The organism is Trueperella pecoris (assembly GCF_014926385.1).
GTDB classification, from domain to species: domain Bacteria; phylum Actinomycetota; class Actinomycetes; order Actinomycetales; family Actinomycetaceae; genus Trueperella; species Trueperella pecoris.
In genome coordinates this window covers 122,280-135,226 of record NZ_CP053291.1, presented here as the reverse complement: position 1 = coordinate 135,226, position 12,947 = coordinate 122,280, and the positions used below count along the sequence as shown (strand labels likewise).

At 63.8% G+C, this 12,947-nt stretch carries 11 protein-coding genes and 1 tRNA gene; 4 read left to right on the top strand and 8 right to left on the bottom strand.

Annotated features, from left to right (window positions below):
* Positions 1-237: 237 nt before the first annotated feature.
* From HLG82_RS00635 to HLG82_RS00620, 4 genes are all read right to left on the bottom strand, one after another.
* A tRNA-Arg gene (locus HLG82_RS00635) sits at positions 238-310 on the bottom strand.
* A gap of 491 nt (positions 311-801) precedes the next feature.
* Positions 802-1,743, bottom strand: a complete 942-nt coding sequence (locus HLG82_RS00630; protein ID WP_193326848.1) for a universal stress protein — start codon at positions 1,741-1,743, stop codon at positions 802-804.
* 195 nt (positions 1,744-1,938) lie between these two features.
* A complete protein-coding gene (locus tag HLG82_RS00625; RefSeq protein WP_193326847.1) occupies positions 1,939-2,595 on the bottom strand; it encodes a C40 family peptidase in 657 nt (218 codons plus the stop codon).
* 185 nt (positions 2,596-2,780) lie between these two features.
* Entirely contained in the window at positions 2,781-3,464 is a 684-nt protein-coding gene (locus HLG82_RS00620) for a metal-dependent transcriptional regulator (RefSeq protein ID WP_193326846.1), read from the bottom strand.
* A 128-nt stretch (positions 3,465-3,592) separates the two neighbouring features.
* Here HLG82_RS00620 and serC point away from each other — a divergent pair, with 128 nt between their 5' ends.
* Positions 3,593-4,690 (top strand): phosphoserine transaminase, encoded by a 1,098-nt coding sequence (gene serC, locus HLG82_RS00615; RefSeq protein ID WP_193326845.1) that lies wholly within the window; start codon positions 3,593-3,595, stop codon positions 4,688-4,690.
* 202 nt (positions 4,691-4,892) lie between these two features.
* On the opposite strand, the gene HLG82_RS00610 is transcribed toward serC, so the two are convergent.
* From HLG82_RS00610 to HLG82_RS00595, 4 genes are all read right to left on the bottom strand, one after another.
* Positions 4,893-6,368, bottom strand: coding sequence for an NCS2 family permease (locus tag HLG82_RS00610; protein WP_255313904.1), 1,476 nt, complete (start codon positions 6,366-6,368; stop codon positions 4,893-4,895).
* Positions 6,369-6,575: 207 nt separating this feature from the next.
* Positions 6,576-7,829 (bottom strand): mannose-6-phosphate isomerase, class I, encoded by a 1,254-nt coding sequence (gene manA / locus HLG82_RS00605; protein ID WP_193326843.1) that lies wholly within the window; start codon positions 7,827-7,829, stop codon positions 6,576-6,578.
* Positions 7,830-7,839: 10 nt separating this feature from the next.
* Positions 7,840-8,634, bottom strand: a complete 795-nt coding sequence (locus HLG82_RS00600; RefSeq protein ID WP_193326842.1) for a DUF3027 domain-containing protein — start codon at positions 8,632-8,634, stop codon at positions 7,840-7,842.
* Positions 8,627-9,001, bottom strand: a complete 375-nt coding sequence (locus HLG82_RS00595) for a cold-shock protein (RefSeq protein ID WP_193326841.1) — start codon at positions 8,999-9,001, stop codon at positions 8,627-8,629. Before HLG82_RS00595 ends, HLG82_RS00600 begins: the two co-directional genes overlap by 8 nt.
* 255 nt (positions 9,002-9,256) lie before the next feature.
* On the opposite strand from HLG82_RS00595, the gene HLG82_RS00590 reads away from it, so the two are divergent.
* From HLG82_RS00590 to HLG82_RS00580, 3 genes are all read left to right on the top strand, one after another.
* On the top strand, positions 9,257-11,176 hold the full coding sequence (locus HLG82_RS00590; RefSeq protein WP_193326840.1) for a TPM domain-containing protein: 1,920 nt from the start codon (positions 9,257-9,259) through the stop codon (positions 11,174-11,176).
* A 48-nt stretch (positions 11,177-11,224) separates the two neighbouring features.
* Positions 11,225-11,980 carry a PspA/IM30 family protein gene (locus HLG82_RS00585; protein ID WP_193326839.1) on the top strand — a complete coding sequence of 252 codons (756 nt, stop codon included), beginning with the start codon at positions 11,225-11,227 and terminating at the stop codon, positions 11,978-11,980.
* Positions 11,981-12,327: 347 nt separating this feature from the next.
* A complete protein-coding gene (locus tag HLG82_RS00580; RefSeq protein WP_193326838.1) occupies positions 12,328-12,927 on the top strand; it encodes a nuclease in 600 nt (199 codons plus the stop codon).
* Positions 12,928-12,947: the final 20 nt, after the last annotated feature.

Below are 12,947 nucleotides of genomic sequence, written 5' to 3'. Positions count from 1 at the left end.
CCGCGGGAGCATCAAAATTCGGCATCTCGACGGAAACATGCGGTTGCGGCGGGCTCCCCTGGCACTTTCGAGCTACAGGGGAGGTTTGGTGCTACCGAGACGATCCTAAAATGTTCTCTGACATCGCATTCGCCGCGCCAGATCCTCATTCGACTCCGACGGGGCTCGCATACCCCACAGGTGGAGCTCGCATCCGCAGAACCTGAGGCCTACATTTGCGGAGCCGGGCATGAAAAGTGCCCTCGATAGGAATCGAACCTACGACACCGGCTTTAGGAGAGCCGTGCTCTATCCACTGAGCTACGAGGGCATGCCCTGCCAGACTACCGGAAAGTCGCCGAGGGTGAAAACGCCGACCCATTGTGAATTATCGACCATTCCACCACCGACACCTCCGGGTCGCGATCACGGCAGTCGTCAGTCGTGCCAAGAAGTCCGACTCACACAGAGCCGATGATGCTTTCAGGCCACAGGCGCACGCAGAGGAGGCCCGCCACATGCGGGCCGCCGTCAGTTCACTGACTGAATCTCCCAGTGTGATTGCCCGGCTCCGCAGCCATGTTCGGCTGCCCCTGGTAATTCGGCGCCCGGATCCGTCAGTTCAGCAGGCCGGCTCCACGCTGCAGTAAAGTGGCCCACACCCCATTAATGTGCGGGCATTTCAGGCGGGCATCAACAGGTTAGTACAGCGCGGGCGGGTATAGGGCGACGGCGGGCAGCAGAGCCGGGACGTCGCGGTAGCCGCGCGCCAGGCAGGCGCCCCGGCCCGCCGGCTGCGCCCCGGCGCGCCGGCCGCCGGATTTACCCTTTGAGGCCGGGCTCGTCGTCGTCGACGAATTGGGCGGGCCCGGGCCCGCGGTCGTCCCCGATGCGCACGCGCTTGGGCACCACCATCGTCGGGCAGGCGGAGTAGCCGAGGAGCGTCTGGGATGTCGAGCCCAGCAGGAGGCCCGCAAACCCGCCGCGACCGCGGGTGCCGAGGACCATGAGGTCGGCGTCGTCCGACATTTGTGCCAGAATGTGCGCCGGGCTACCTTCGAGCGCCTTGATGTCGACGGTGATTTTGCGGCCCTCGTCCACCTCGGCGAGCTGCTTGGCGACGTCGGCCTCCATCTCAGCCAGGTATTCGTCCTGGAATGCGTACGAAGGCACCCACCCCACAGCCGAGGAGTTGACCGCCGCCACGACCGTCAACTTCGCACCCCAGCGATCCGCCTCCCACACTGCACGTTGGAGGGCCATCTTCGCGTGGTGCGATCCGTCTACTCCACATACGACGTGTTCGATCGGCACGTTCGAGCGCGGTGAGTCCGTGGGCACGACGACGGTCGGGCAGTAAGCGTTGGCCGGGACTGCGGACGAGACCGTGCGCAGGAGCCTGTCAGCCAAACGCCCCGTGTGCTGGGTTCGCCCGCCGACGACGACGAGGGCCACCCGCTTAGAGATTTCCACCAGCACTTCGGTCGGATCGCCGAACTCGAGGGCCGAGGTGACCTCGACACCCTGACCCTCGACCGAGGCCACCGCTTCGGCAACGATCTTCTGCGCCGATTCGTACAGGTGATTGACGTTGCCCTGACTGATTTGAAACTCTGGAACCATGTATTGGGATGGCAGCTCGTAGCCGCACACGATGTGGAGACGTGCTTGGCGCGCGCGTGCCTGCGCGAGCGCCCATTCGAGGGCGGAGTTTCCCGCCTCGGAGCCATCAATACCTACGACAACAATGTTTTCATGCGCCATTGCATCCTCCTCAGTTGTTAGTTTCATTGTCCCAAAGAGGAGGCCCGAGCGAAAGGAAATCTGGAGATCGAGTAAAAACTCGGTAAAAAGAAGCGGGTAAAAGAAGGAGAGGAAAAGAAAAGGACCCCGAAGGATCCTTTTCGAAAATCTGCCGTGCTCGCGCTCCGGCTAGGCGCGCCCCAGAGCGAGTGACGCTTAGAAGACGCGGATGACGACCGGGGTGCCAATGGCCGAATCGGGGCCGGTGGTCGTACCCAGCGAGGGGTTCCATGCGCCGACGTTCATGCCATTGCCAAGGGAGATGGCGACGTGGCCGGGCCAGTAAAGGATGTCGCCCGGGCGCGCCTGCGAGTAGGGGACGCGCTTGCCGACGGAAAGAACAGAGGTGGTCGAGCCGCCGATTGCCACGCCGTGCTGAGCGTAGACGTAGCGGACGAAGCCGATGCAGTCCCAGCCCGCGGGGGTGGTGCCGCCCCAACGGTAGGGGGCGCCGGTGTAGGACATGGCCGTGCCGACGATGGAGCCCGAGGCGGCCGGGTTAAAGGCCACTTTCTCTGCCGTCTGAGCGGTGCGGGCGGTTCCAGTGCGTTCGCCAGCGATCTGGCCGTTGGCCGTGGTGGTTGCCGGGGCTGCGGGCCCGGCTTCGAGGACGACGGTCTCCATTTCCCATTCGCCGGCCGAAACGGTGTTCAGCTCGACGGTGGCGACCGTGTTCGCCGTCGCCGCCGGGGTCGCAATCGCGACTGCGGCTGCCTTGAGCGGTTCGGCGTTGTCGTTACCCGCTGCTAGCGCAATCGGCGCTCCGAGTCCCATGAGCATTCCTGCTGCGGACGCGGTAGCTGCTGTCGTCATGGTTGACTTCGAGAAAGTTGCACGAGGTGCAACCATTTCGTGACGTCCCGCCATAAAAATTAACTCCGTATTGCTTGCCAACTTCAGTATCTTCGTTCGCCTAGATCTACACGATCCCTGCAAACCCAGATATCAGCATAACGGGCCAATAACTTTTTGTCACGATTTGATAACGATGTGATACGTCACTGAATCTTGCGCAGGAAAATTCCTCCGGCCACATCGGCAGAAAGCCGCACAGAATCGGCGTCGCGGGAGATGATTGCGCTATCGGAATCGACAACATCGACGGTCACGTTTGTTCCCGGCAGGAACCCTTCGTAGGCGAGCATCGCCAGGTTGTCGACGTCGAGCTGGGCGGACTCCACGATCCGGTCGATCACGTACACCGTCCCGTCACCGGCGGGCACGTCCATGACGGACACGACGCCGGCCTTGGCGAGGTCGAGCACGCCGTCCGAGTTAGCCGCGGGGATCACGTTTCCATAGGGATCGGTGTGCGGGTTATTGAGGAGATCTTCGATGCGGTCGGCGACGTCGTCGGACACCACGTGCTCCCAACGGCAGGCCTCATCATGCAGGCGCGGCCAATCGAGCTTGATGACGTCGAACAGTAGCCGCTCGACGAGGCGATGGCGGCGCATCACCTGGTTGGCGTGGTGGCAACCTTCTTTGGTGAATTCAATTTCGCGGCTGCGACCCACCTTCACAAGCCCGTCACGCTCGAGGCGGCTCACGGTCTCGGACACAGTCGGCCCCGACTGCCCAAGCCTTTCCACGATGCGCGCACGCAAAGCCGGAATGTTTTCCTCTTTCAGTTCATAGACCGTCTTGAGGTACATCTCGGTGGTATCAATCAGCTGGCTCACGTCTCCCCCTTCGTCGTATCGCCATCTTACCCGGAACTCGGCCGCTCGTGGCCTGCAAGACTTTCTCCACAGCGCCCGGTAGGCGAAACGCATCCACACCGCCGCGCCGCGAGTGGGAAGATCGATACATGAACGAGCCATTGAATTTTTCCCACCTGCCCGCCGACGGCCGATTCGGTTCCGGCCCATCCAAGGTCCGCCCGTCTCAGGTGCAGGCGATCAGCACGGCCGGCCTCCTGGGCACGTCCCACCGCAAGCCGGGGGTGCGCGAGGCGGTGGCATCGATACAGTCCGGCCTCGCCGAGCTCTTCGATCTTCCCGCGGGCTACGAGGTGATCCTCGGCAACGGCGGCGCCTCGGCGTTGTGGGACGCGATCCCGTTTTGCCTCGTGGAGGACATGGCGCAGGCTGCCGTCGTCGGCGAATTTTCCGGCAAGGCGGCGCGCGCGCTCGAGCGGGCCCCCTGGCTACCGGCCGCGGACCTGCGCCGGGTGAAGCCGGGGCAGATGATTGAGTGCGAGCCGACTGACGGCGTCGACACCTATCTCTATGCTCACAACGAGACGTCGACCGGCGCGACAACTCCGCTGCGGCGCATCGGGGACGCAGGCGCACTCACCGTCGTCGACGGGACCTCGATCGCGGGCGGCATCGGCTTCAACGCGGCCGACGTCGACTTCTACTATTTCTCCCCACAGAAGTGTTTCGGCGCCGACGGCGGCTTGTGGTTAGCCCTCGCCTCGCCCGCCGCGCTCGAACGCATCGAGCGCCTCAGCACCGAACGCTGGGTGCCAGACTTCCTCAACCTCTCCCTCGCGGCAGCCAATTCACGCAAAGCCCAGACGCTGAACACGCCCGCGATCGCCACGCTCCTCATGCTCGAATCGCAGGTGAGCTGGATGCTGGACAACGGCGGCCTAGCCGGAATGGAGGCCCGCTCACGCGCCAGCTCCGGCGCTGTCTACGCCTGGGCGGACGCGCACGACTTCACCCGCCCCTTCATGGCCGAAGAATTCCGCTCGCCGGTAGTATGCACGATCGACTTCGACGACGCCGTCGACGCGGCTGGCGTCGCCCGCTCACTTCGCGAAGTCGGGATTTACGACATCGAGCCATACCGATCGTTGGGACGCAACCAGTTGCGGATCGCCACCTTCCCGTCGATCGACACCGGCGACGTGCTGGCGCTACTCGAGGCAATTGACGTCGTCGTCGGGAGGCGGTGAGTCGCACACGGCAGTTGCGCCCCGCACGGTAGCACCCCGCACGGTAGCGCCCCGCACGGTAGCGCCCCGCACGACATAAGGAAGCGGCCCCGAGGCTAAGCCCGGGGCCGCCGACGTCTTCAGCCGGCCCGCGCCGGCAGAACTTGCCCCTACTCGAACTCGCCCTCCCCGAGGCGAACCCTAAAAGAGGACCATCCCTCGGCTAGGACAGCCCGAGGAGCGCATTGATGGGGGCGAGCAAGAAGTAGATGACGAACGCGCCGGCCGTCAGGTACATCAGCGAATGAACCGAACGGGCCTTACCGATGACGATCTGCATGAAGACGTAGGTGATGAAGCCGACTCCGATGCCCACCGTGATCGAGTAGCCGAACGGCATGAAGATGATGGTCATGAAGGCCGGGATAGCGACGGACAGGTCGGACCACTTGATATCCACCACCTGCTGCATCATGAGGAATCCGACGGCCACGAGCGCGGGCGCGGCGGCCTCCGAGGGAACCATCGCGAACAGCGGGGCTAGGAAGGTGGCCAGGAGGAAGAAGGCGCCGGTGAAGATGGCGGATAGGCCGGTGCGTGCGCCGTCGGCGACGCCGGTGGCCGACTCGACGAAGGACGTATTCGACGACACGCCGCCCACGCCGCCCGCGATCGCACCGAGGGAGTCGACCAGGAGGATGCGCTGGGTGTGCGGCGGGTTGCCTTCCTCGTCGAGGAGGTGGCCCTCAGCGGCGACGGCCACCATCGTCCCCATCGTGTCGAAGAAGTCGGCGAGCATGACCGAGAAGGCCAGCACAACGACGGCGAGGATGCCGATCTTCTGGAACGGCCCCACAACGGAGAACTGGCCGAGCGTGCCGAAGTCGGGGACCTGGATGGGCGATCCCGACAGGGCAGGGATCGTCAGGCCCCAGCCGCCCACGTTTTCGGCACCCTTCGGGCCGAGGTGGCCGACTGCCTCCACCACGAACGCCAGGACGGTGCCGCCAAGAATGCCCCACAGGATCGCGCCCTGCACGTGGCGAACCATGAGCGCAATCGTCAAGCACATGCCCGCGATGAAAACAACCAGCGGCCAGGTGGAGATCGAACCGTTGACGCCGAAGGCCAGCGGCGTGGGGCCGGTGCCGACGATACCGGAGTTGATCAGGCCGATGAGGGTGATGAACAGGCCGATGCCGACGGTGATGGCGGTACGCAGAACCTTTGGCACCGCGCGGAAGATTGCTTCGCGTAGCCCAGTCAGAACCAGCAGGACGATGACGAGGCCCTCGATGACGATGATGCCCATGCCGTCGGCCCAGGTCATGCCCGGGAGCTTGACGATCGTGAATGCGACGATCGAGTTCAGGCCCAGGCCCGCGGCAAGCGCCAACGGGAAGTTGGCGACCGCGCCCATGAGGATCGACAGGACGCCTGCGACGAGCGCGGTTCCCGCGGCGATAGCCGGAAGGTTAGGCTCGGTGCCTCCGCCAAGGAAGTGGCCGGTCGAGTCCGGGCCCGAGAGGATGATCGGGTTCAGGACGAGGATGTATGCCATCGCGAAGAACGTCACGAGGCCGCCGCGGAGCTCTTGCCCCACGCTCGAGCCACGCTCGGTTAGACGGAAGTAGCTCTCGAGGAAGCTAGGGGACGTGGTGTTCTGCTGTGCGGTCGCAGTGCCCTTAGAAGTACTCACCCGTCGAGTCTCACACCGCCACCAGGGGCGATCAAATTGCGTCTCACAAAACGGACGCCTTTTGGCCATTTTCTGACCACTTTTTGGGATCTGTGACGAGACGAACAACGACGCCGTCGGCACACCCCGCGCCCTGGCCCAGTCGCGCACCCACGCCCCAGGCCAGGCGCGCCGACAGGACGAGCCGGCGCGACGGCGTCGTCCAACCTACGGAACGTCGGCCTGCACGAGCCGGCCCGCGCCACGAACGTGGGCAACGCCGTCGTCCGCCCGAAGAAAAGCGGCCTGACCGGTGTTGAGCAAACAGTACTGGCCGCTGGCCGTACGTATTTCCGCAGCGCCAGCCAACGCCAGGATGATGCGTGGGCCGCCGCCGCGGAGCTTGACGCGAGCCGAGGCGTCTCGCAGGTCGATGATGGACAGCTCGAAATCGTCCACGGGCGCATAGTACGTGGACTGCACATGGGAGATACGTTCGGGCGCGATGCGGATGGGCGGGGCCGCCACGGTCTCCATGACGTCGATCAGCTCGGGGACGTCCACATACTTGGACGTCAACCCTGCGCGAAGCACGTTGTCTGAGTTGGCCATGATCTCCATGCCGAACCCCGAAAGGTAGGCGTGGACCGTGCCCGCGGGCGTGAACATGGCCTCGCCAGGCTTGAGCGTCACAGGATTGAGCAGAAGGGAAGCCACCACGCCAGGATCGCCCGGGTAATAACTCGCGAGCGTGCCCACGATCGAATCCGCGCGCTGGGACGGGGAGTCTTCCGGCGGACGCGCGGCACACGCAGCCACGACCTCAGCGACGGCCGACTCGCTTGGGCGAGTCCCCTCCAAAAGCAGTGAAGAAAAGGCACGCCGGACGCCCCTCGCGTCCGGTTCGCACCGGATCACCGCCGCCAGCTCGTCAGCGAGCGGGGCGCCCAGCCCCTCAAGCACGCCGATGATTCGCCGCGGCGAGCGGAAGCCGACGAGCGCCTCGAATCGCGTGAAGGCGTAGACGAGCTCCGGCTTGTGGTTGGCATCCTTGTAGGACCGGTTCGGCGCATCGAGCGCGATCCCCTGCCGGTCTTCCCGCGCAAAGCCCACGCGGGCCTGCTCGATGGAGGGGTGAACCTGCAAAGACAGCGGCTGGGCTGGCGCGATCAGCTTCAGCAGGAAGGGCAACTGCCCTTCCCCGCGCCTGGCCACGTCGCGCCCGAGGATCCCTACGGGATCGCTGGCCACGTATTGACGCAAATCGCTTTGGCACGCGCGCGCCGCGCCGATATCGCGAGTATCGGCCGCGGCCAAGGCGAGCGCCTGGTTGCCAACCTCGCAACGCGCGGGGGCCGCCGCATGCGCGCCGAACCACAGCTCTGCCACGGGGAAGTTTCCTTGAGCCATGCCAAAGAAATTCGGGATGACATCGCGGGCTCCCCATGCGTAGTCGCGGACGCGCCCCTGGATCACGTGCATGGGCGCGGGACTATCCCTCGAGCTCGACGATATCCAGATCGTCGTCGTCAAGAACGGGATCGCTAGGATCCCACATCTTTTCCGGCTTGGGGGTGTCGGTCTCGGAGTGGGCGCCACAGCCGTGGTCCAGCGAGACCACCTTGCCGTCAAACGCGCTCCATTCGTTGGCGCACACGCCGAACAGCTGGCGCGCCGAGCCACCCATGTGCATCAGGTAGCCGCACGTGGAACAGGGCGCCTTCGCCGCGCGAGTCGCAGCGTTGTCCGGCCCGTTTTCGCCTTCGTACCAGCGCTTGTAGGCGTCCATGCGGCCCTCATCTGACAGCACTCGCACCCGCCCCAGGCCGAGCTCGAATTCTGCAATTTCATCACCATCGATGCCGGTGGCTTCAAAGCCCTCATCGAAGCGCGGATCGGCGTTGGCCTGGAGGTTAGAGTCATCAGGGTTATAGGGAAGTCGATCTGTGCCCGTGACGTCTCCCGGGCGAAGGCGATCCGCCCACGGCACCCATTCGGGCGCAAGGAGCGCCTCCGGGCCCGGACGAAGCGAAACCTCGTCCACCGTTCCCTTGCGCCCGCGCGGAACGCGCGAGAGCGTGACGGTCCAGAACCACCCCTTGTAACCGGGAAGGAGGCAGGCGAAAGCGTGCGTCACCACGCGTTCGCCTTCCTGAACGACGCCGGCGTGCTCGCCGATGTTCGACACGTGGGTGACATCGTGGAGGGCCTCCCGGGCCTGATCAACAGCCCGGGCGAGCGTCTTTTCCTTCGTGACGTTCAGGGATGGGTTAATGCGATTAGACATCGAAGTCCTCAGCGAGAGCGCGCAAGGCCTGCGCGATGCGCGGGCCGCCTTCCGGGTAGCGGCCACGGCGAAGTGAGGTCGAAGCGTGATCGAGGATCTTGATCAGATCTTCAATGATGGGAACCATGTCCTCAGCCGGGCGACGGTTCGCCGCCGCCAACGACTTCTGCTTTTCAATCACCGACACCTGCAGGGCAGCCGGGCCACGGCGGGTGTCACCAATACCGTATTCAACGCGCGTCCCCGGGCGCAGGCGCGCACCAATCGGGACCGAGCTTTCGGGCAGGTAGACTTCCTGGCCGTCATCGCCGGAGATAAAACCAAAGCCCTTCTTATCGTCGAAGAACTTCACCTTTCCTGTGGGCACCTGACGCTCTCTTTCATGCTTGGGTAAGTACGTCCATACATTATGGCACTTTCCGTGGATTCTTTTCGCTTCCGATTCTGACACATCCCTCCGACAAAATTTCACGACGCCATGTTGCCCGCCGTCCCACCAGCGAAGACGGTGTCGGGGAGCGCTCCACCACGCTTACGGCTGATCTATGTCGCACGAGGGCCACGCAGTTGGTAGCGTGATGGTGCGCACCACAGGTTCGCAGATTTGGTTGAGGAGGTCTTCTTGAGAAGGTCACACATTGTTGCCGCTGGCGTGTTCGCCCTCGGCGCCACCCTTATGCCGTCGGCCGCATCCGCCGAACCGCCCCAGGAATTGACCTCCCGCTTCACCGACCTGGCAGACCTCGCCTCCAACGATTCCGCCATCGAATCCGAATTGAACAAGATCCCCGGCAAGGATTTTTGGATCGTCACGGTGAACAACACTGACGGCATTGACGCCCAAAAGTGGGCTCAAGAGACCCATCGACGTTCGGGGATGGACCGCTACGACGGGGTCATCGTCATCTCCTCCGGCACCTCCGAGGTCGGGTGGCACTCCACAGCCCCGGACCCCGGCGTCTCCGAAATTACGATCAACAAAGCCGCCAACGACGACGTCATGAAGCTCTTCAGCGCCCAAAAGTGGGATGAAGGCATACTGGCGTTGGCGAAAAATGTCGATTCCCTCGCACGTGGTGGCGACGCCGTCGTCGGCGGTCCCGCCCAGATCCCCTGGGTAGCCGTCGGAGGAGGCGCACTCGCACTCGGCGGAGGCGCACTCGCCATGGGAGCGGCACGCAAGCGTCGGTCGGCGAAAGCCTCGCTCGAAGAAGCTGACAAGCAGGTTCAGATCGCGTCGGCAGCCCTGCTCGCTACCGACAACGACGTCCGGGCGGCCAGCGCCGAACTCGAGTTCGCCCGTGCCGAGTTCGGGCTCGAGGCAACCAAGAGCTTCCAGCAAACGCTCGAAAAGGCGAAGGCCGCCACGCAGTCCGCGTTCCAGCTCCATTCCCAGCTTCACGACACGGATCCTGAGACACCACAACAGAAGGTGGAGCTCAGCGAGAAGATCACCGAACTCGTCGGGACAGCGCGCCAAGCGCTTGATCTTCACACCAAAGAGTTTTCCGAACTGCGCAAGCTCGCGGCGAACGTCGATTCCAAGATCTCCGAAATCCGCACTCGCATGTCCGAGATTGCCGGCAGGCTCGATCTTGGGCGGCGCACGCTCGACAACCTCGAGGTCAACTACCCGGCCTCGGCACTTCAAACCTTGCGCACCTACCCCGACCAGGTCGCCCACCTACTCGAGGCCAGCGAAGAATCGCTCAAGGCCGCCGGCAACGAACTAGCTTCCGATGATCGCAACGGGGCCGTGCCCTATGTGCGCATGGCAGAAGGCACACTCAACCAGGCCTCGCAGCTCGCCGAGACGTTGCTCAATGCGCCGAAGGAACTCGAAGCGGAACAGGAAGAGGTCCGACGCCGCATCGAGTCACTTTCCTCCGATATCGCAGACGCCAAGCGACTCGCACCCGCAGATCCCGCCGTCGCACCACTGATGGCCACCGCTCAGGAAACCGTGCAACGAGCCTCAGCTGGTCAAGTCGATCCTTTCCGCATGGCAGAAGAACTGCATGACACCGAAAGCAAGATTGACCTCGCGCTCGAACCGTTCCGTCAGGCCGACGAGGCTCGTAAGAAGCTTCAGGCCGACGCGGCCCACGCGTTGCTGATCGCCAAGCGCGCGCTGGACGAAGCCGATTCAACGGTGACACGTTACCGGGCCTCCACCCGTAGCGGCGCACGCGAACAGCTCGCCCAGGCCCACGACCTTTACCTGCGTGCCACCCAAGCAGGTAGCCCGCAGGAGCAAATCCAGCTCGCCGAGGCAGCACGACTCGCCGCAGGACGCGCCAAGCAGGCCGCGTTCAACGACATCGAGCGCATGGATCGTGGCGGCCCCTACGGATCCGGCGGCTACTCCTCGCGCGACGATTCGTTCGCTGGAGCCATGGCCGGATCCATCCTCGGCGGCATCGCCCGCGGGATCATCATTGGCGGCCTGTCCGGCGGCTTCGGCGGTGGCGGAGGCGGCGGCTTCGGCGGCAGCGGCTCCATCGGTGGCGGCGGAGCAACTGGCGGACGCCGCGGATTCTAAGACCCAACTATTAACTATTGAATAAGCCCAAACTAGAAAGGCAACACCATGGCAGAAAAGCAGTCCATCCTCGGACGCATTTCCCAGCTGGCCAAGGCCAACATCAACGCGATCCTCGATCGTGCCGAGGATCCTCAGAAGATGCTCGACCAGATGGTACGCGACTACACCAATTCGATCGCGGAGGCAGAGGACGCCGTCGCCGTCACGGTTGGCAACCTGCGCCTCGCGGAGGCTGACTACAACGAGGACATCACCTCGGCTCGTGAGTGGGGCCAGAAGGCTCAGGCCGCCGTCGCCAAGGCAAAGGAAATGCGCGAGGCTGGCAACGAAGATGGCGCCGCCAAGTTCGACAACCTGGCAAAGGTCGCCATTGAGCGTCAGCTCCGTCACGAGGGCGAGGCACGCACCGCTGAGCCGATGATCACCGCTCAGGAGCAGGTGGTGGAGAAGCTCAAGGACGGCCTCAACGTCATGCGCGGCAAGCTCGAGGAGCTTAAGGCCAAGCGCGATGAGCTGGTGGCCCGCCAGAAGTCGGCCGCCGCACAGAACAAGGTGCAGGACGTTATTTCCTCCCTCAACGTTCTTGATCCCACCTCCGATCTTGCTCGTTTCGAGGACAAGGTCCGCCGCGAGGAGGCTCTCGCTGCAGGCCGCGCCGAGGTCACGGCATCTTCGCTCGACGCTCAGTTCGCCGAGCTCGAAGACTCCGGCCGTATGTCCGAGGTCGAGGCCCGCCTGGCCGCCCTGCAGTCGGGTGAAGCACCGAAGGCGATCGAGGGCAAGGAATTCACTGATTACTAAACCGCGCGGCCTGGTGCTGACCTCGAGGTGCGAGCCCTTACAACTGGGCGGCATCGTTGAGAGGCTGCAGCAGTAGCCTCTGAGGTGGTCGGAAACGTCAAATATTTCCGACCACCTCCTTTTCTTGCCGATTTTTCGCCGCGCGCATGCCGTCGTCGTCCGGGAGCGAGCATTGCGTTCGGCTGGAGGTGCCAGACCTTGCTCTTGGGTGCAGGAGTGGACGCTGGACGCCCGGTCGCGGCCAGCAGAGCCGGCGCGACGCCGGCCGCACAGCTCGGCGCGAGTAGCGTAGTGCGCCATCGGTGAAGCGCCGACTGTGAAAATCACGCCCGCGATAGCATTGGCTTATGTACATACTTATTGATGGTGAAAATATCGACGCCACGTTGGGCGTCAACATTCTTAAACGCGCCCCGCACCCGGAGGAGCGCCCCCGCTGGGACCGCGTCCTGCATTATGACCCTTGGGCTGACGGGTCGGCGACGAGCGAAGTAACGGGCGAGGAACCGACCAGCTCGGACGGCGTCGGGACAACTGGCCTTTTCTACATGAACGCCACTCAGCGCACCGCCATGACGTTTGTCCAAGCGCTCTTGGCGATCGGCTGGCAGCCTGTGCTACTCACGAGCAATGACCCCGATGTGAAGATCGTCGACGCCGGCATCCAGCGCACGCTCGAAGCTATCGCAAAGTATCGCCCGGGTAGGGACATCGTTATTGCCTCCCACGACGTGGATTATTTGCCGCAGGTGAGGCAGCTGCTCGACGCCGGCCACAGGGTTGCGATTGTGTGTTTCCGCGAGTATCTCTCGGCTCAGTTGGCGGAGCTTGAGGAGCGTGGATTGAAGATCGTGGATCTGGAGTATGATATGTCGGCGTTCAACCAGACCCTCAATCGTATCTACCCCATTGACCTGAACGATTTCGACCCGCTCACCTTCATATAGAGCGGCACTTGGCGTCCACC